The sequence below is a fragment of the Altericroceibacterium xinjiangense genome (genome assembly GCF_003958635.1).
Classification (GTDB): Bacteria; Pseudomonadota; Alphaproteobacteria; order Sphingomonadales; family Sphingomonadaceae; genus Altericroceibacterium_A; species Altericroceibacterium_A xinjiangense.
Window position 1 is genome coordinate 1 of the sequence record NZ_RSEK01000020.1, and the last position, 18,272, is coordinate 18,272.

Genomic DNA, 18,272 nt, shown 5'->3' on the forward strand with positions numbered 1-18,272 from the left:
CCGTCGCTTTCTCATGCTTTGTACCTCATGCCCGCGGTTGCGCACGGTCGAGCGGGTTGCCGTCCGCGTCGCAATCTATGCGTGATTTTGGCGAACGGCCCGTACCTGCCTCTGTTCCGCGTGCTGTCTTCGCTGAGTGGCAAGCGGGGGCAGTGGGCGGCGGCTCGGCCTAGTGGACGATTATCCGTTCAAGGTCGCGTATGAGAAGGGCAACTAGATCGCGACCGTGAGCACCGAGTTCTGGCGGATGTACCGCGACTTCTGCCAAGGCTGATCTTCGTCCAAAATCAGCGGGAGAGATAGCCGCGGCGCTGCAAGAAAGGCCGGACCTCGCGTGAACGGGAAGTTCGTTGGGGTGGGGGCGAGGTCCGGTAAAGGTTCCATTGGACACCATGTCCGGCGCGAGAATGGGCAGAAACGGCAGTCGTTCCCCGGGTGCGGTTACTACGTAGCGGTACTGCTCGCGATCCGCCGGGAGTGCCATTTTTTGCAACATCACGCCATCGTGTCGGATGGGACGGCCGCAGCAGAGGATATATCCAGAGAGCGGTTTTCCACAGTAGCATAGACCTAGGAAATGCGTAGGATGAACATGCTATTGGGGCGCCGAAGGGGGAGCGACAGACATGACTGCCGGTCGAGATGCTGCCTCCCCTGCTCGATCGCTCAAGGAGCAACGGCGGTTCCGGCGAGAGTTGTTTGGAAAGAGCCTTTTCGACGGGCCTGCCTGGGATATTTTGCTCGAATTGCACATCGCTGCGGCGGAAGGCCGACTGGTCTCGCTCGACGAGCTTTATCGTGACTCGACTGTTCTTCCCTCGACTGGAGGTCGCTGGGTCAAAGCACTTCAGATTGAGGGGCTTGTCGCCAGAGGGAGCGAGTTTCGCATCGGCGTCGACTTTGTTCGCCTAACCGTGAAAGGCCATGCGGCGATGAACCGATACTTTGAGCGCGTCTTCCCTGGGTGCATTTAGCGGCACCATAGCCCAGAGGGCCGAGCTCAATCGACGTTGGGTTTACTCTGAGGCCGCGCTTCGAACAGATGATCGGTAGCCATCGAAACATGCGCAGCGGCGAAGTGTTGGCCCATCGCGTCGAGCTCGTCAGCCAGGCACTCCAACCGGGCGCGCATCTGTTCAACCTTTGTATGCGGCTGGCAAATCACAGCAACGTTCTGCATCACGATCCCCATCAACAGCCCTTGTAGGCGCAAGCCCTCACGCAGCAACCGCGCGGGAGGTAACCAGTTCCAAGTGCTAGGAACATTTTTCCGCATCGGGTTCAGGATTCGGCAGGCCGCTAGCCACTTGCGGCAGGCGGAGGCTGATTGCCCCCTCGGACGGGGCTACCCATGCTCCCGCCTCAAGCCCCCGGTAGTCGCCAGGCGGTGAAAAAGTAGCAGTGGCGCCGCAAAAAGAACGGACCTCGCGCCAACCGAGGTAAAGAGGTGAGCGCGGGGTCCGATAGGTTGCTCACGGGAACTCCATGAGTGAGTGCGGAACGGACCGGTCGGGCGTCGGTTTCTCGTGTGCGGTTACCACGTAGCGGGAATTGGCCGACCCTAATCTACCATGGAGGCAACCAGTCACTTAAGGTCCGACACCATGACGCAGACGGCAAAAGCGCGCGATTACCTCCCGTTTGCCTGCCTGACTTTCGGGGCGACCATAGGCGCAATGGGCCTTGCAGCCGCGCTTCCTTACCTAGGGTATGTCCCCGGGGGCTCAGTCACCCCATGTGAAGTGGTCGATGGATAGGATGCTCCCGCCGCAGCGTCCGGATAATCCTCTTGGCATAGCGATCCATCGTGATCTGCCAGCCGTGACCGACAGCCGGAGTAGTTGGGTGCCGCCTCGCCTTGGAACCGCGGTTACTACGTATATGAGTACCTTGTGAAACGTGTCCTCTTCGTAGCAATGAGGATGCTTACAATGACCGAGGTAGAGAATATCGCGGCTGTGGTGCCCGTCTAGCAGGTGGACCGTGAGGCTGCGGCGGCATGGCTGAACACGCAAACATCGTCCGAACATTATCGCGCGACATCGCTCGTCCTGTGGAAAGAGTGGGATGAGCATCCTCTTGTGCAGGCCTTCGCCCGTCACCGGCAGGCCGCAGAGGAACGTGGTGGGAGCATGCGACAGCGTCGTTGGGGATGATCGCCGGGCTACACACGCTCCCGTTGCAGCGTCCGCGATAATCGCCTCCGCATACTGGCGCAAGACGCGCTGCCAGTACGGCCCTGCCTCATCCCACGGGTGCCATTCAGCATGGGGATCGTTGGTCGCGAGGTTGGCCCACATTTCGCGCGCCATATCCTCGGCCAGCGCTTCGTGGTCGTTCGCGTCGCAAAGACGGCAGCGGGTCACGACTTGTGCCCTTCGCCATACGACGTGCCGGCGTTGCCAAACGGTATTCGGACCCGAGCAGGGGCGCGGACCTGGTAACGCTTCAGGCGCTCCAGGATCATGTCCCGCAGAATGTCGCGCGATAGATCCGATGTTCTCTGATTGGTGCTGCCCCAGTCCCGGATCAGTAAACGCGGGACACGCTTCAGGATCAGTTCGACTTCGAACCGCAGTTCGTCATGGGTCAGGGTGCGGGGGAAGTCCTCTGCCATTGCGCCGGGCTACTTTGTAACTGCCCGTGCGACCAAGGCCGCCTGCGAAAAGGCGGGCATCGCATCATCTCTGACCAATCTGTCAGAAACCGGCGCAAACAGGGCTGCGAGAATTATGGCGCGACCTTCCGGCGTTGCCGCCTTCTCCTTCGTAAGCGCTAAGTAAGTATGCGCGAGGGCTGAACGTGCGGACGCGTCGGTTGAAAGATGATCTTCCGACATCATCGACCGGATCAGCACGCGTAGACCCCAGACGAAAAGTGTGAACAGAGCGACTGATCCGGCTGTGTAAGACGCCAGCTGGGCCGTTTCCTTGTCAGGGAATATTCAGCGGGCGAACGCGAAGCCGCCGAAAATCCAGAGAAGCGTGAGCGCAAAGCCGACTATGCCAAAGCCAACAGTCAACTTCCGGAAGCCTTTGTAGCGAACTTCGTGGGTCTTTGATCGACTGCTCCACAGTTTGACTGCTGTCTCTGTCGCCAGTTGCTCCACGAAGGCATTATGGGTCTCCTCCCACTGCGCCTTCCATTCGCATATGTTTTCGCTGATCTGTTCACCGAGGAGTTTGAAACGATCGTCGGCGTCGCTGACTAGACTGTAAGCGGTGTTCTCAGCCCACGTCGGCCCAGGGCATGAGTTCGCCGACGCTATTGGCGGGGTGACCCTTCGCAAGCCTGGTGAGCGTTTCCGTCAGCCATTCGTGCGGGTTGACCGCGTTCAGTGTACAGCACTCGATGAGCGTGGCGATTACGGCCCAGTTGTCGCCGCCTTCGTCCGAGCCGGCGAAGAGCGCGTTCTTGCGATTGAGAGCCAGCGGGCGGATCGAGCGCTCGACGGTGTTGCTGTCGAGGTCGATCCTTCCATCGTTGAGGAGCCGCGTGAGGCCGTCCCAGCGAGTGAGCGTGTAGCGGATCGCCTCGCCGAGCTTGCTCTTGGCGCTGACCTGGCGAAGCCGAGCCTCCAGATACTGATGGAGGTCAGCTACGAGTGGTCGGCTGCGCTCGTCACGAATGACACGGCGCTGCTCGGGCGGGAGCCCGCGCACCTCGCCCTCGATGGCATAGAGCATCGCGATCCGGCGCAGCACTTCGGTCGCCACTGGCGAATCCATCAGATCGAAGAACTTGCGCCGCACGTGTGCCCAGCAGAAGGCGAGCCGGATCTGCTGGCGCCTGCGCGCAAGCGCACCGTAGCCCGTATAGCCGCCTGTCTGCAGGATGCCGCCGAAGCCTTCGAGATGCGCGATTGGCCGCTCTGCCTTGCGATCGGGAGCATAGACATAGGCGACGATCGGCGGATCGCTCCCGCCCCAGGGGCGATCATCGCGGGCGTAAGCCCATAACTGTCCGGTCTTGGTCCTTCCTTTCCCCGGATCGAGCACCGGGGCGGTGGTCTCATCGGCGAACAAGCGCTCGGCCTGCCTGAGTTCCTCGAGAATCCAATCCCGAAGCGGCCGCAGGTACCATGCCGCTCGCCCCACCCAGTCAGCCAGGGTCGAGCGATCAAGCCGGATTTCTTGCCGGGCATAGATCTGGGCCTGGCGGTACAAGAGAAGGTGATCGGCGTATTTTGAGACCAACACTTGCGCGATCAGCGCTTCGGTCGGAATACCGCCCTCGATGATCCGCGCCGGAGCTGACGCCTGAACAACCGCGCTCTCGCACCCACGGCAGCCGTAGCGCGGACGGCGGGTGACGAGAACGCGGAACGTGGTCGGCACACGTCGAGCCGCTCTGACATATCCTCGCCGATTTTGTGGAGCGCGCCCCCGCAGCAGGGGCAGGCTTTATCCTCGACATCGACGATTTGCTCGATCCGCTCGAGATGCGCAGGAAGCGATCCACGGTTCGTCTTGCGCCGGCACTTGGCCGGAATGCGGCCCGTCTTTGCTTCGCCTGCAGCCTTCGCCTCAGCAAGCGCAGTCTCGGCATCCTCGAGGCCCAGCTGGAGCTGATCGACATCGAGCTGCTCGGAACGCCGGCCGAACCGGTGGCGCTGGAAGGCTTCGATGATTGCCTGCAGGCGCTCAACCTCGGCATCGGCGCTCTCCAGCTTCCGGGCCTGCTCGAGGACGAGTGCGCGCAGCGCATCCACGTCGTCGGGAAGATCGGCCTCGCTCAGCATCAAGGGCCACTGAATCAGCCGTCGGAGTCTACGTCAACCAGCGATCTGCGGTGCTTGCGCACGGCGCCCGCCGTGTACCCGGCGCCAGTCCAGGCCCTCCAGGAGCACTCCGAGTCGCGCTGCGCTGCCCCACCTTTCGTATTCTTTGGTGCCTGACTTCAGGGCGTCAAATCTGGCTCTCTGCTCGTCGGCATACCGAGCGAAGTCTGCAGGGGACCGAAAACTCCGCTCGGCCGCGTAGCGGTTGTACGCCAGCTTCATGCGTCGCCTGTAGCAGCGGGGCTGCAGGCGGTGAACTCCCCTCAACCGGTTTGGTTCTTGAATGTGCGGTAGGCCAGATAAGCGCGCTCGGCGGCGATCAGGTGAAGCTTCCCAACGAGTGACGATCGCCCGCTGCGAACGGCTCAAAACTGCCGCGAGCGCATCCGCATGCGCTCAGCGTGACCCGGGCGCCGACCTCAGCAGGCAGGAGCGCGGCAGTGCAAAGTTCCAATCCGCAATCATGCCGACAACGCCACCTGACATTTCCTCAGACGAACTAATAGATGAAGCAAACCTTCATGAGCTTCGATCACGATCTCGCCGACATGTGCGCACAAGAAAGGCGGCAGGGCCTATGGCAAAACCCTGCCGCCTCCTGTTGTTCCGTCCAGCCCCTTGAACAGACTGGCGGAACGCGCGAAAAGGACCTGCCGGTTGGAGAGCACCCGCTGCAGCTCTATTCGATGGGTAAGCCGAACGGCGTGAAAGTGACGATCCTGCTCGAAGAGCTGATCGCGCTTGAGCACAGCAACGCGGAATACGACGCGTGGCTCATCCGCATCGGCGAAGGAACCCAGTTCTCCAGCGGCTTTGTCGGGGTAAACCCGAATTCCAAGATTCCGGCGATGGTGGACCGCTCCACCAATCCGCCCACGCGCTTGTTCGAGAGCGGTTCGATCCTGTTCTACCTTGCCGAAAAGTTCGGAGCCTTCCTGCCGACCGAGCACTACAAGCGGGCCGAGACGATGAATTGGCTCACGTGGCAGATGGGCTCGGCGCCGTTTGTCGGCGGCGGGTTTGGCCATTTCTATGCCTATGCACCGTTCAGGATCGAATCTGCCATCGATCGCTTTGCGATGGAGACGAAGCGCCAGCTCCATGTGCTCGACTCCCACCTCGCCTGGAACGAGTACATGGTGGGTGACGAATACACGATTGCCGACATTGCGATCTGGCCCTGGTACGGCGCGATCATGAACGATGCGTACGACGCCAGGAATTCCTCTCGGTCCACGAATACGCGAACCTGAGGCGGTGGGTGGATCTCATCGGCAATCGCGAAACCGTGAAACGCGGCCAGATGGTCAACCGCACGTTCGACACCCGGACACACAGTTGCTTGAGCGGCACGACGCGAGCGATTTCGAGAACAACAGGGAAGATATGGTTCAGGACATGGGAGGCCAGCGGCTCTGAGCCAACCGTCTACCCGCAGCCGCGCTTCAGCCCCGTTGGCTTGAAGACTTCCCGCAGCACGTCCAGATTCCGCGGCCTCCCGGCTCAACGAGCAGCGGAGAAGCAATCGCCCCTTCCCCTGAAGGGCTCCCGGTCCCAAGTACCTCGCGTGAACGCGCTGCCTTCCCTCTCGCTCGCCGTCGTCGGGGCGGACTACCCGAACAAGCGGGGCCCGGCTCGCCGGTTCGAGATTGCTCTGTGCCATCCCGGGGAGCCGGTCGAGCTGGTACCGGAACCGAAGAACCCGGCCGATCCGCGCGCAATCGCGGTCTACAGCTGCCGCGGAGTGCAGATGGGCTACGTATCGGCCGAGCGCTGCGGGCGCATTGGCGCGCTGATCCGCCAGGGCCGTGACGTGCAGGCCATCTTCCAGGAAACCGCGCGGTACGGCGCTGTCATCCGCGTGGCCTTCGACGGGGAGAAGCCGAGGCTTCCCCCGCCCGCGCGGCCGGTCCCGCCGGAAAATGCGGAATTCTGGCCGGATGAGGAATGGCCGGACGTCTAGTTCGCCCGGCGCGGATCAGGTTTCCGCTTTCAGCGCCGCCTCGACCATCGCCCCCCAGACTTCGGGATCGCCCGCGGCTGCCATAGTCTTGTCCGGCTCCCGCAGGGTATGGAGCACCGCGCAGGCATCGGCGACGTGATTGGGCCAGTCCCGGTCCACCGCGTCCCCGGCAGAGCGCGAATCGCCATCCGCATTCGCGCTGAAGCGCTGTCCGGAAAGCACGCGCGCGATCCGCTCGATAACGGGGGTTTGGGAAACGGGCATCATCACTCCTCCTGCCAATCTTGGTCTGACAAGATAAAGGCGGACACGCCCGGCGGTTCCGGATCGGTGCCCTGCGGCTCGGGACCTCAAGGCCGAAGCCCCCGAGTTCAGCGAGGGAGCGTCAGTCCCAGCCTCGATCCAGAAAGCGCACGGCGCAGCCGGCCAAGAACGCCGCCCCGCGGGGAAGCACGCTTTCGTCCACCATCATCCGGCTGGAGTGAATGCCGCAGGCATGGCGCCAGTCGGTCCCTTCCTTCGCGACACCGAGGAAGAACATTGCCCCCGGCACTTTCTGCAGGACGTAGGAGAAGTCCTCCGCCCCCATGATCGGATCGGCCAGAAGCTGGAATTGCCCGTCCTGATCTTCTCGCGTGACGGCTTCGCCTAGCGCGATCGCCCGCTCATCGTTGAGAGTGACGGGAAAGCCCGGCTCGATCGCCACTGTGGCGGCGCATTCGTGCGCTTCGGCTATCTGTTCAGCGAGGTGGCGGATCGCGGCGGGGACTTCGGCGCGCCGTTCGTTCGAAAGCGTGCGGATCGTGCCCTGAAGGGTGACTTCGTTGGGAATCACGTTGTGCGCGCTGCCCGCATCCATCCGGGTGATCGTGACCACCATCGCCTCGGCCGCGTTGAACCGCCGGGTAACGAGTGCCTGCAGGGCCGTGACGATCTCGCAGGCGACCGGCACCGGATCGCGCGTGTCGTGCGGCATGGAAGCATGGCCGCCGCGGCCGGTGACCGTGATCCGCAGCATGTCGGCCGCCGCCATCAGCGCGCCGGGACGGCTGGCGATCACTCCGTGCGGCGAATTGGGCATGATGTGGAGCGCGAAGGCGGCTTGCGGCAAGGGCCAGTCTGGCCCCTCCTCTGCCCCGCCCAGCAGTCCGTCCTCGATCATGAAGCGCGCGCCGTGGAAGCCTTCCTCACCCGGCTGGAACATGAACCGCACCTCACCCGCCAAGTCATCCTTGCGGGCTGCAAGTATCCGCGCCGCTCCTGCAAGCATCGCAGTGTGGGTATCGTGCCCGCAGGCGTGCATCCGGCCGGGAATGGTCGATGCGAAGTCGAGCCCCGTTTCTTCCGCCATCGGCAAGGCGTCCATGTCCCCGCGCAGCAGCACTGCCGGACCGGCCTTCCCGCCGTTCAGCACCGCGACCGCCCCGGTGGTCGAAGACCCTTCCCGCCATTCCAGCGGCAGGTCCGCCAGTTCGGCGCGGACTTTCGCAAGCGTCCTGGGAGTTTCTAGGCCGAGTTCCGGGTCGGCGTGGATGGCGCGGCGAAGCGCGGTGATGCGGTCGGCAATCGCCCGGGCATCGTCGAGGAGCTGGCGCGTAAGCATGGAAGGAGCCTACCCTCCTCCCCGCTCCGGCGCCAGAGCGTCTGCGCCGACTTCTTCGGCCAGGATTTCCGGCATGGCCTTGAGCATCCTCAGGCTGTGCCATCCCATCAGGCCAAGCACGGCGTACGTCACTGCGGCCCCGGCTGCTACAGCCAGCGCGATATCCAGCGCGCCGCCGCCCAGAAACAGCAGGATGCCAAGGGCCACCGCCGCCAGCCCCACGAGGCGGGCGACCAGCGCCTGGCGCGCGCGTCCGGTGGCGTGAAGCACCGGCTCAAAGGCAACGCTGGCCAGTTCGAAGCTGGCGGCCAGCGTCAGCGGCACCAGTACGATATAGGCGCGGCGAAACTCCTCCCCCCCGATCAGGCCCAGCAGCGGCTTGCCCAGCAGAACCGCCAGCAGCACCACCCCGCCCCCGGCCAGCGCCGCGATCAGGCTGGTCTGCCGCACCAGCTTGCGAAATTCATCGAGGTCGGCCGATACGTGCGCCCGGTTGACCTCGGCATAAGCGGCGCGAGTGAGCAGGGTCGACAGCTTGCTCATCCCCTGGCTCAACTGGCTGGCCATGCGGTAGAGGCCGGCCGCACTTGTCCCGACCAGATAGCCAACCACCAGCAGCGGCCCGTTCTTCGTCGCCGCGTCCACGCTCGCGCCGGCATAGGTCACCAGGAAGAAGTGCCCGACACCCGGGTTGTCTCGCCGCGCCTGCCGCCATTCGCTCAGATGCTTCAGGCGGACGGCCTCGGGACACAACCGGTGCGCCACGGCCCAGTAGGCAATTGCCTCGGCCACGTCGATCAGCGCCCAGGCGAGCAGGAAGTTGAGCACGGTCGGCTCGGTCAGCCAGATCGCCACCGCCGCGATCAGCCGTCCGGCGGGCACGATCGCCTCGACATAGACGGCCATGTCGAACCGGTCGAGCGCGCGGACGATGCCCGTCGGGGCGGAAACCAGCGCGAACAGCATGATGCAGGTGATGGCGAAGGCGCCGGTGCGATACTCCGGGTTCAGCCCCAGCGCCTGCGCGAAGTGGAAATACACCACATAGGCGATCGCGCAGCCGAACACCGCCCCCACCAGGTCGAACACTCCCGCGAGCATGCCCAGCCGCCCGAAGGCCGCCCAATTTTTCTGGTGCACGTGCGCCGCGCCGTAGCGGACCACCACGCGCCAGGTTTCAAAACCGGAAATCGCGATCAGCGCCTGAGCTGCGCCGAAGATCAGCGAGAAATGGCCGAACCCCTTCAGGCCTAGGGAACGGGCCAGGATCGCAAGATAGATGAAGCTGCAGACCGCGCCGAAGCCCTTGCCGCCCAGCAGGACGGCCGTATTGGTCAGCATCCGCCCGAGCAGCGACCGGGGCATCTCTCGGGCGACCTTCGACATTTCGGCGCCGTGTGTGAACGAGCTTGACCGCGCACGCAAGCGCTCTGCCCCAGGCGGCCAGTATTGCGTTGCGGGCAAGCGGATCAGGCGATAGCGGCTTGCGCATGATCGAACACGCGATCCTCCTCAGCGCCGGGCAAGGCTCCCGGCTGCTGCCGCTCACCGCCGAACGGCCGAAGTGCCTGATCGACTTCTCCGGCCATTCGCTGATTGAATGGCAGATCGAGATGCTGGCCCGCAGGGGCGTGAAGCGGATCGATGTCGTCACCGGGTTCATGACCGATCTGGTCGACGATCACCTCGCGGGAATTTCCGATCCCCGGGTGGAAGTGGTCAGTCACTTCAATCCATTCTTCAAGGTGGCGGACAACCTCGGCTCCTGCTGGATCGTGCGGGAGGAAATGCGCGGGGACTTCCTGATCCTGAACGGCGATACGCTGGTGTCGGAAGACATCGTCGCCCGCGTCCAGCAAGGCAGCGACTGGCCGATCGCAGTCACCGTCGACGTAAAGCCCGCCTACGATAGCGACGACATGAAAGTGCAGCGCGAAGGACAGCGGCTGCGGCGAATCGGCAAGACCCTGACCGAAGCGGAAAGCAACGCCGAATCAATCGGGTTTCTCGCCTTCCGCGGCGAAGGGGCGGACTTGTTCCGCGAAGCGGTGCGCACCGCGATGCGCCGGCCCGAGGGTGTCCAGCACTGGTACCTGAAAGTGATCGACCTCCTGGCCGATACCGGCAAGGTCGGCACCGTGTCGATTGAGGGGATGGACTGGGCCGAAGTCGATTTCCTCAACGACATCGAAACCGCGACGCGCCTGACCGACGAATGGGTTGCCGACCGCCGGTAAACCCTAGAAGAATTCCCGCAGCCAGCCGGTCAGCTGGTCCAACTCGGTTCCTTCCAGCGCCACCGCCGCGGAAAGATCGGGCACCTTGGGCCAGCCCGCGTCGGGGAACTGCCGTCCGTTCCATTCCCGCGCGCCTTCGTAGCGCGGGATCACGTGGAAGTGGACTTCGTTGTCGACCATCATCAGCATCAGGTAATTAATCTTCGCGTAGCCGACGGCGCGGGTGAGCGCGCTTTCGATCGCCTTCGTCGCCTCCGCCAGTTCGGCATGGGCCCCCGCGGGCAGATCGGAGAACGCCTGCGCGTCCGATTTCGCCGCGAGGACGAGGCTACCGAGCGTCGGCTGGGCCGGACGAGCGAGGACCACCCAGTGGGCAAGCTCCTTCACCAAGGTCTGCGGCCAACCGAACTTCCGGATCGTCTGGTTCATCTCAATTCTCCGCCAGCCAACTGGTAATCGGAACGCCGCGCGTGCGCTTCAGCCAAGCCTGCCCCAGCCGCACGGCATGGACAACCAGCGAAATCATCGTCCACCACGCCACCGCAACGATCCCCCAGTCGGGCCGGCCCAGCAGCAGGGCGACGAACAGGATCACCATGTTCGGATTGCGCCGGGCGGTGATCAGGCGGAAGTTACTGTCAAAACGCCGCCAGACGTGGATGTGCATCCCGTTCTGCTGGATGAACAGCCCCTCGATCCCCCGCTGCAGCACATAGCCGCCGATAATCGCGATCATGACCAGCGCGAACGTTTGATCTGGCAGGGCCAGTCCCCAGTAGGACAAGCCGGTGGCCCAGAACCACCACCAGAAGGGGGGATGGATCAAGTCGATCCCGTGGTCGAACACGTTGCCCCATGCGGACGAGGTGATCGTGCAGCGGGCGAGCTTCCCGTCCACCGTGTCGAGCACCATGAACGCCAGCCCCAGCGCCAGGCCAAGCCAGTAATGGCCATAGGCGAAGGCCACGGTCGCGAGCACGCAGAACACGGCCCCGGCTGCGGTCACCATATTGGGCGTGATGCCCAGCCGGGCCGCGATCCGGGTCAGTACCAGTGCCCACTCAGGCCAGAGATACTTCGTCAGGATGTCGGTCACGCCTTTGTAGGCGCCAAAGTAGCTCGCCCGTTCGATCGCCCGCACGGTTCCGGGGCGCAGCTCCATCAGGAACGGGGTTTCGCGCTTGCGCAGCTCCTTGTTCTCGATCTGCGGACGGTCTTCATACGCCATCACGTCGAGCGAACCGGCCCTGGCGAGCGGCTGATCATCCTGCATCGCGGAACGCAGCGCCGCGGCTTCTTCCGCCGACCGGGCATGAGCCAGGGCGGGTATCCCGCCCAGCGTCAGTACCACGCTAGGCTGCCCGCCCACGTGGCGAATCCAGGCAGGATCGGCGGCAAAGCGCGCGTTGACCAGCACGACGCCGGCAGACGGCGGATCCATCCTTCGGGCGATCCGGCGCGTGCGCTCCGCCATCGTCAGCCCCCACAAGCGGGTGGGATTGGCGCCGACGGTCTCGATGGCGGGCGTTGGCTCCCGGGAGGGCCCCGGAGGTGGCACGAGCTCTGGCACATGGTCCTGCATTGCGCCGCGCGCTTAGGGGCAGACCCGGCAAACCGCAATCCGCCATTCCTCCTTGTTAAACTGCACGCAAGGTCCGACATTGCAATATTACTGTAGCAACCGCCAGCTCAGCGACTAAGGGGCCCGAATGCACGGAACGGTCCATCACTTCGAACGGATTCCCCGGGTCCGCCTGCCGGAGGAAGCCGTGCGTCCCGTCCCGCGGTTGTCGCTCGCCAGCGACAAGCCGCTGATCGGCGTCATCCGCAATCCGCGCAGCCATCGCAACCAGGGCCGCGAATCGGAGCTGGCCGGCCAGCCCAACGTCCTGATCGAAACGCCGTCCCGGCGGGCCGATCTGATATCGGCCCTCGTTCGCCTTGCGCAGGCAGGGGTCGAATACCTCGCGGTCGACGGGGGCGACGGGACGGTGCGCGATGTGCTGACCGCCGGAAAACCCGTGTTTGGCGATAGCTGGCCGGAACTGATCGTGCTGCCCAAGGGGAAGACCAACGCGCTGGCCGTCGATCTCGGGTTGCCGTCCGATTGGGATCTCGTCCGCGCGGTCGATTCGATCCGCGCCGGAAACCGCAAGATTCGCCGCCCGCTGGTGATCAGCGACGTGACGCGCAAAGACGCGCAAGTCACCGGCTTCGTGCTGGGCGCCGGAATGTTCAGCACTGCCACCAATGCCGGACAGGACGCGCACCGCTTCGGAGTGTTCAACTCGGTCGCGGTAGGCATCACCGCAGTCCTGGGCGTGGTCCAGTCCGTGTTCGGCGGGGCACGCAATCCCTGGCGACAATGCGCGCGGATGCGGCTGCGCGATTCGCAGGGACACGAACTGCCGCATGGCGGCGCCGGCCCGCGCGATGTGCGCTGGCTGCTGTTCGCCTCCACCATAGAGCGATTCCCGGCCGGCATCCGCCCGTTCGGCGATCTCGCCTCCGGCTTGCGGCTGGTGCTGGTGGACACTCCCCGCCGCACGACTGTGGCGCGCCTGCCGATGCTGGGCGCGGGGAAGGAACTGCGCGGCACCGCGGCGCGCGACATGCACCGGATCGCGCTCGACTCCCTTTCGCTGGAGATCGACGACCGCTTCGTCCTTGACGGTGAATTCTTTCCCGGTGGAACCTATCGGGTTGCGCAAGGGCCGCAGCTCACTTTCATCGTTCCGTGACCGATCCCCTTTTCGCGCGCATCACCGCCGCGCTGACACGGGACGTGGATCCTGCCGTTGCCAGTCTGGCGCAGGAACTCGCCCGCGAAAGCGGTGCTTGCGCCGTGCTGTTTTACGGTTCCAACCTGCGGACCGGCTCGCTCGACGGCGTGCTCGATTTCTATCTCCTGCTGCCGGGGGAGCGGGAACGCGGGATCTGGCCGCGCGTGTCCTACCGCGAGTTCGCCCGCGAACCGGACACGCTGCGCGCCAAGATCGCCGCGATGACGCTGGAGACTTTTCGCGCCGCTGCTTCCGGTGAGACGATCGACACCACCATCTGGGCGCGCTTCGTTCAGCCGAGCGCGCTGGTCTGGGCACGCGACGCGGATAGCCGTGCGCAGGTGACGGAGGCAGTCGCCGCGGCGGCCCGCACCGCCGCGCGTCTGGCGGCGGTCCTCGGCCCCGAAGCCGGCCGCCCGGCCGATTACTGGCGCGCACTGTTCCGCGGCACCTACACCGCCGAATTGCGAGTCGAGAAACCGGGGCGCGAGGATTCGATCCTGTCGGCCAATCCCGATCACTTCGCCGGCCTGCTCCCGCTGGCGCTGGACGGCGCGGGTGTTTCCTTCACCATGGACGGCGAGACCATCCGCCCGCACATTTCCGATGCCGAGCGGCGCGCGGTGCGGCGCTGGTGGGGCAAGCGGCGGCGGCTCGGCAAGTGGCTCAACATCCGCCGGCTGATCCGCGCGACTCGCACGTTCGAGGGCGCGGCCCGCTACGGAGCCTGGAAAGTGGAGCGGCACACCGGGATCCCCGTCCGCCTCACCCCCTGGCGGGAGCGGCACCCCGTACTCGCCGCGCCCGGCGTCCTGTGGCGGGTGTGGCGTGCGCGGCGGAGCGCCCCATGAGCTATGAGGCGGCAACCTACAGGGCTCTCATTCTAGCCGGGTCACGCCCAGGTGCAGTCGATCCCGTGGCGGAGACCGAAGGCGTGGCGCACAAGGCGCTAGCGGTGGTCGATGGGCAGACCCTGCTTGCCCGCGTCCATGCCGCGCTTGTGCGCTCCGGGGCGGAACGGATCGCCGTTTCGGCCGATAATCCGGACGTAACTGCTGAAGCGCGGCGGCTTGGCGCCGATGTGCTCCCCCCCGCTTCCGGGCCGAGCGAAAGCGTCGGGCTCGCGCTGGCGGACCTGGGCACTCCGCTTGTGGTGACGACCGCCGACCACGCCTTGCTAGAAGGCGAATGGGTGCGCGATTTTCTGTCGGATGCGCCGGCAGGGTGCGATGTCGCCCTGCTGCTGGCCCGGAGGCGCGACGTCGAAGCCGCGGCCCCGGACAGCAAGCGGACCTGGCTGCGCTTCGCCGATGGAGACTGGTCGGGCTGCAACCTATTCCTGCTGGCAAACGGACGGGCCGAACGGGCAATCGCCACCTGGCGGCAGGTCGAGGCGGATCGCAAGCGCCCGTGGCGGATTGCCCGGCGGCTGGGGCTGGGCACGCTCTGGAGCTACTGGCGCGGCAAGCTGACCCTGGCCGAAGCTGTCTCGCGGCTGGGGCAGCGGATCGGGGTTACCGCCGCCATCGTTCCGGCGCGCAACGGGCTTGCCGCGGTCGATGTTGACAAGCCGGCCGATCTTGCGCTCGCGCGGCAAATCGTGGCTGAAACGAAAAACCCCCGGGATTAACTGGGGTTCGCGCCTACAAGTACCGCATGTCGATGAAGATCGACTTCACCGACTGCCCGACAGGGACGGCGACTTTCGTGTAGCTCGGCTTGCCGAGGTTCAGCACGTTGATGCTGGGGTTGTTGGACATGCCCCCGCCATCGCTGGTCAAGTCGGTGCGGCCATTGCCGGTGACGTCGTGACGCACGGCGATGCCATAGGTCCCGGTGGACGGCAGGGGCATGCAGAACGTCATTGTCCCCGCCTTGGCCGGAACTTCGATCCGGCTGAGCCAGCGGCCTTTCGCCATCCATTCGGACGGCGTGGCGCGATAGCTCTGCACGCGCATCTTCCCGGTGGAGGCCTTGATACCGTTGATCGTCACCAGCATCGCGGGGCCTGCTCCGGCACGGCACTGCCTCATGTCGTTCGGTATGGATTGCCCGTACTGCGCGCTGGCCGGGGCGGCAATCGCCACGCCGACACTCACAAGCGCAAGGGCAGGTATTCTGAAAACGTTCTTCACTCGGTACTCCGTTCGGAGGGGCCGATGCCCCCTGCATCGTTTCCACGTAATGGGCCGACATAGCGAACTCAGTTGAATTCGGGCTTAATCTCCGCCGAGGCGCAGGTTCATTCAACCGCTAGAGCGCTTTTGTGACCAGATGAAGGACCCGGAGCGGCGGTCCTAGCCTCCGATGCCGGCGATCGTCTGCGACAGTCGGCCTGCCGACCAGTCACCCACCGCAAGCCGGGGCAACCGGTAAAGATCGTGATGGCGCGGGTGAATCACGTCATAGCGCGAGGTGACGGCCCAGTCGTATCCGGCCTCCCTTACCAGTTCTTCCGTCTGGCGATCCAGACTTCCATGCGGGTAGGCAAAGCCGGGAGGGGCGTCTCCGGTCATTCGGGCGATATTGGCCCGCCCCCCGGCGATTTCGTCCCGGCGCTCGGGCACCGGCAGCGCGGGAAGCGGTGCATGGGTGCGGCCATGCCCGCCAAGACTGGTCACATCCCCGGGAACCCGCGCGCCATCTCAAGGCCATCGGCCGGTCGATCGCGGCAGCGTCTTGTTCCGCCGAACCGCCGATTCGGTTCCGCAGCCGGTCGAGCGTATCTTCCCGGGCATCGGGCGACATTGTCTGGAGGCCTCCCACAGCCGGACGTACGCCGCCCGGCGGGGATCGCTGCCCGCCTCGCCATCCATGTCTTCGCTCCGCCAGCCGCGCAAGGAAGCGGGCAGGCTTTTCTGCGCGTCCCACGTTGCGTGCAGACGAACGCCGTTTACCTCGAAAATCGAAATCCGCCGCCTGCGGACTGGCAAGTACGAGATGGGCCAGCGCATTCCACCAGTAGAGCCGGTTTGTACCGACGAAGCCGGTCGTCAGGAACAGCGTGCCCGGAACGCCCAGAGCGTCAAGAATCGGCTTGGCCGTCAGGACGTTGTCGGCGGACCCATCGTCGAACGTCACCGCGGTCGCGTAAGGCGGCAATTTTCCGGTTTTCAGGCCGGCGACCAGTTCCTCCATCGAAACCGGCGTCCGTTCCGCCTTCAGCATTTCCATCTGCTGCCGAAACCGCTCGGGCGAAACGCACAGGCCCGAAGGGTCGAATGCAGGCTCCGCCACCCGGTGGTACATCAGGATCAGCGTGGCCTCTCCCCGCTTCAGACCGAGGCGCCTGGTCCGCCGCACGGCGCGCCCGGCCAGACGGCGCAGGCGGGCGACGGCCTTACCGGGCACGAGTCGCCCGGATGCCGATCGTGACAGAGTAGGCCGGGTCCAGCTTGTCGAGCCAGCTGGTCTTCACTTCCTCCACCGCAAGGCCGTAGAGGAAGGAGCTTGCGGAATAGACGTTGCCATAGACCACGATCTCGACGTCTTCGGGCGAAAAGAACTTTTCGAACATCCGCTTGGCCGAAAATTCTGTCAGCGCCCAGTACCAGGTGTCCCGCCATTCGCCCCGTTCGACCGCGGCCACGCCGGGAACCGTCACCAGCAACGTCCCGCCCGGCTTCAGCGCGTTCCTCATCTACTCGACCGCCTTTTCCATGTCGTAGATGAGCTGGAGGGTCTGCGTGACGACCAGGCAATCGAAGCTGTCTTTCGGAAGGACACCTTCCTGGGACAAGTCGCCGACGATCGTGGCTTCCGGTTTTCGGCATGGACGTGCAGCACGTCCTGCCAGGTAATCCCGGTTCCGAATTTGCGGCTGTAGACCGATTCGCCCACTTCGAGCACCTGACCGCGAATGGCGCCGGCGTTCTCGCCCAGGAACCCTTCGATGTAATAGCGGTCGATCGGGGTGCCCCGGTCGTACCCGTACTGCCAGCTGATCGGGCTGGCGCGGGCAAGATCGCCGATATATACCTGCCCCAGCGGCGGTCCGCCGCGTCCCATCAGCCTTTTCAGCCGCTGTAGGACGGGATCAGGCACGAACGGCTTTACGCTTTCCCAAGCTCCGGCAACGAGTGACGTCGCTGGAAATGCCAGCGCCGCGTCGTCGCCCGGATTGAGGCCAGCACGCTGGGCATGGATATCCGATATGTCGTCACCTTGCTGGCTGAAGGCTCGGCCGAGCACATCTACGACACGCTGTACTGCGCCCGCAGTCAGGCCGAGAACCTGATCAAGCGCCAAGAGCCAGCTCGCCAGTGATCGCACCTCGTGCCGCTCGGCCAATGCCAATCAGATGCGCCTCTTCCTGCACACCGCCGCATACTGTGAGGTGGTCCCGGATTTTTGGACAGGGTGTTAAGCTCATCCCGACCTGAGGAATGGACGGGAATGAAGACGACGAGAAAGCGCTACAGCGCGCAGTTCAAGGCGAAGGTAGCCATGGAGGCGATCCGGGGTGATCTGACGCTGGCTGAACTGGCTGCGAAGCATGGTATCCACCACACGATGATCGGGGCGTGGAAGCGCCAGGCCATGGAAGGGATGGCCAGCGTGTTCGAAGGTGGCGATCAGAGTAAGGCCATCAGCGAGGCGGAAATCGAGAAGTTGCACGTCAAGATCGGGCAATTGGTAGTCGAGCGGGATTTTTTGGCGAAGGCCTCCGGTCGATGAGCGTGGCCCGGAGGCGATCGATGATCGAACCTGCTCACCAGCATCTGTCGATCGCGGCGCAATGCCGACTGCTGTCGATCAGCCGCTCGTCCTACTACTACGCCCCGGTTCCCGAGACGACGGAGACGCTGGAACTCATGCGCGTCATCGATGCTGCGTTCCTCGGCATGCCCTGGTACGGCAGCCGGCAGATGGTCCGGCACTTGCGCCGAGAGGGCCATGAAGTTGG

The 18,272-nt window shown here is 64.6% G+C and carries 19 protein-coding genes and 4 pseudogenes; 10 read left to right on the forward strand and 13 right to left on the reverse strand.

Features of this window, described 5'->3' with window-relative positions:
* Positions 1 to 626 precede the first annotated feature (626 nt).
* Positions 627 to 974 (forward strand): hypothetical protein, encoded by a 348-nt coding sequence (locus ELY13_RS13505; protein ID WP_126174444.1) that lies wholly within the window; start codon positions 627 to 629, stop codon positions 972 to 974.
* Between the two features lie 26 nt (positions 975 to 1,000).
* On the opposite strand, the gene ELY13_RS13510 is transcribed toward ELY13_RS13505, so the two are convergent.
* From ELY13_RS13510 to tnpC, 4 genes and pseudogenes are all read right to left on the reverse strand, one after another.
* Positions 1,001 to 1,192 carry a hypothetical protein gene (locus tag ELY13_RS13510; protein ID WP_126174445.1) on the reverse strand — a complete coding sequence of 64 codons (192 nt, stop codon included), beginning with the start codon at positions 1,190 to 1,192 and terminating at the stop codon, positions 1,001 to 1,003.
* A gap of 1,170 nt (positions 1,193 to 2,362) precedes the next feature.
* Complete coding sequence (locus ELY13_RS13515; protein WP_126174446.1) at positions 2,363 to 2,617, reverse strand: hypothetical protein; 255 nt, start codon at positions 2,615 to 2,617, stop codon at positions 2,363 to 2,365.
* Positions 2,618 to 2,626: 9 nt separating this feature from the next.
* Entirely contained in the window at positions 2,627 to 2,944 is a 318-nt protein-coding gene (locus tag ELY13_RS15705; protein ID WP_420897430.1) for a DUF6161 domain-containing protein, read from the reverse strand.
* Positions 2,945 to 3,227: 283 nt separating this feature from the next.
* A pseudogene (gene tnpC, locus ELY13_RS13520) lies at positions 3,228 to 4,741 on the reverse strand (IS66 family transposase).
* A gap of 587 nt (positions 4,742 to 5,328) precedes the next feature.
* On the opposite strand from tnpC, the pseudogene yghU reads away from it, so the two are divergent.
* Together yghU and ELY13_RS13530 are read left to right on the forward strand one after the other, a co-directional pair.
* Positions 5,329 to 6,199 (forward strand): annotated as a pseudogene (gene yghU / locus ELY13_RS13525) (glutathione-dependent disulfide-bond oxidoreductase).
* A gap of 148 nt (positions 6,200 to 6,347) precedes the next feature.
* A complete protein-coding gene (locus ELY13_RS13530; protein ID WP_241233713.1) occupies positions 6,348 to 6,743 on the forward strand; it encodes an HIRAN domain-containing protein in 396 nt (131 codons plus the stop codon).
* A 15-nt stretch (positions 6,744 to 6,758) separates the two neighbouring features.
* Here the strand turns inward: ELY13_RS13530 and ELY13_RS13535 are convergent, their stop codons facing one another.
* The 3 genes from ELY13_RS13535 to ELY13_RS13545 form a co-directional block, all read right to left on the reverse strand.
* Entirely contained in the window at positions 6,759 to 7,007 is a 249-nt protein-coding gene (locus ELY13_RS13535; RefSeq protein ID WP_126174447.1) for a hypothetical protein, read from the reverse strand.
* 121 nt (positions 7,008 to 7,128) lie between these two features.
* Positions 7,129 to 8,346, reverse strand: coding sequence for a M20 metallopeptidase family protein (locus ELY13_RS13540; RefSeq protein WP_126174448.1), 1,218 nt, complete (start codon positions 8,344 to 8,346; stop codon positions 7,129 to 7,131).
* A 9-nt stretch (positions 8,347 to 8,355) separates the two neighbouring features.
* The gene (locus tag ELY13_RS13545; RefSeq protein ID WP_126174449.1) at positions 8,356 to 9,732 is read right to left on the reverse strand and encodes a lipopolysaccharide biosynthesis protein; all 1,377 of its coding nucleotides are present in this window, start codon (positions 9,730 to 9,732) and stop codon (positions 8,356 to 8,358) included.
* A 104-nt stretch (positions 9,733 to 9,836) separates the two neighbouring features.
* Between ELY13_RS13545 and ELY13_RS13550 the strand changes: the two genes are divergently transcribed.
* A complete protein-coding gene (locus ELY13_RS13550; protein ID WP_126174460.1) occupies positions 9,837 to 10,583 on the forward strand; it encodes a phosphocholine cytidylyltransferase family protein in 747 nt (248 codons plus the stop codon).
* 3 nt (positions 10,584 to 10,586) lie between these two features.
* Here ELY13_RS13550 and ELY13_RS13555 read toward each other — a convergent pair whose 3' ends face one another.
* Both ELY13_RS13555 and ELY13_RS13560 read right to left on the reverse strand, forming a co-directional pair.
* On the reverse strand, positions 10,587 to 11,012 hold the full coding sequence (locus tag ELY13_RS13555; RefSeq protein WP_126174450.1) for an HIT family protein: 426 nt from the start codon (positions 11,010 to 11,012) through the stop codon (positions 10,587 to 10,589).
* Between the two features lies 1 nt (position 11,013).
* Positions 11,014 to 12,153, reverse strand: coding sequence for a CDP-alcohol phosphatidyltransferase family protein (locus ELY13_RS13560; protein ID WP_420897429.1), 1,140 nt, complete (start codon positions 12,151 to 12,153; stop codon positions 11,014 to 11,016).
* A gap of 139 nt (positions 12,154 to 12,292) precedes the next feature.
* Here ELY13_RS13560 and ELY13_RS13565 point away from each other — a divergent pair, with 139 nt between their 5' ends.
* From ELY13_RS13565 to ELY13_RS13575, 3 genes are all read left to right on the forward strand, one after another.
* Positions 12,293 to 13,324, forward strand: a complete 1,032-nt coding sequence (locus ELY13_RS13565; protein WP_126174452.1) for a diacylglycerol/lipid kinase family protein — start codon at positions 12,293 to 12,295, stop codon at positions 13,322 to 13,324.
* The gene (locus ELY13_RS13570; RefSeq protein WP_126174453.1) at positions 13,321 to 14,217 is read left to right on the forward strand and encodes a hypothetical protein; all 897 of its coding nucleotides are present in this window, start codon (positions 13,321 to 13,323) and stop codon (positions 14,215 to 14,217) included. The genes ELY13_RS13565 and ELY13_RS13570 overlap by 4 nt, the downstream gene beginning before the upstream one ends.
* 65 nt (positions 14,218 to 14,282) lie before the next feature.
* Entirely contained in the window at positions 14,283 to 14,996 is a 714-nt protein-coding gene (locus tag ELY13_RS13575) for a nucleotidyltransferase family protein (protein ID WP_338142332.1), read from the forward strand.
* Positions 14,997 to 15,009: 13 nt separating this feature from the next.
* On the opposite strand, the gene ELY13_RS13580 is transcribed toward ELY13_RS13575, so the two are convergent.
* Together ELY13_RS13580 and ELY13_RS13585 are read right to left on the reverse strand one after the other, a co-directional pair.
* Positions 15,010 to 15,501 (reverse strand): DUF2141 domain-containing protein, encoded by a 492-nt coding sequence (locus ELY13_RS13580; RefSeq protein ID WP_241233714.1) that lies wholly within the window; start codon positions 15,499 to 15,501, stop codon positions 15,010 to 15,012.
* A 162-nt stretch (positions 15,502 to 15,663) separates the two neighbouring features.
* Positions 15,664 to 15,987, reverse strand: a complete 324-nt coding sequence (locus ELY13_RS13585; RefSeq protein WP_126174455.1) for a polysaccharide deacetylase family protein — start codon at positions 15,985 to 15,987, stop codon at positions 15,664 to 15,666.
* A 58-nt stretch (positions 15,988 to 16,045) separates the two neighbouring features.
* Here ELY13_RS13585 and ELY13_RS15220 point away from each other — a divergent pair, with 58 nt between their 5' ends.
* Positions 16,046 to 16,741 carry a hypothetical protein gene (locus tag ELY13_RS15220; protein WP_206436072.1) on the forward strand — a complete coding sequence of 232 codons (696 nt, stop codon included), beginning with the start codon at positions 16,046 to 16,048 and terminating at the stop codon, positions 16,739 to 16,741.
* Here the strand turns inward: ELY13_RS15220 and ELY13_RS13595 are convergent.
* Positions 16,707 to 17,006, reverse strand: a complete 300-nt coding sequence (locus ELY13_RS13595) for a hypothetical protein (RefSeq protein ID WP_126174457.1) — start codon at positions 17,004 to 17,006, stop codon at positions 16,707 to 16,709. The genes ELY13_RS15220 and ELY13_RS13595 overlap by 35 nt on opposite strands.
* A complete protein-coding gene (locus ELY13_RS13600; RefSeq protein WP_126174458.1) occupies positions 17,003 to 17,410 on the reverse strand; it encodes a hypothetical protein in 408 nt (135 codons plus the stop codon). Before ELY13_RS13600 ends, ELY13_RS13595 begins: the two co-directional genes overlap by 4 nt.
* 51 nt (positions 17,411 to 17,461) lie before the next feature.
* Between ELY13_RS13600 and ELY13_RS13605 the strand changes: the two are divergent.
* Positions 17,462 to 17,696: pseudogene (locus ELY13_RS13605) on the forward strand (transposase); the annotation flags it as partial.
* Between the two features lie 65 nt (positions 17,697 to 17,761).
* Positions 17,762 to 18,272, forward strand: a pseudogene (locus ELY13_RS13610) (transposase); the annotation flags it as partial.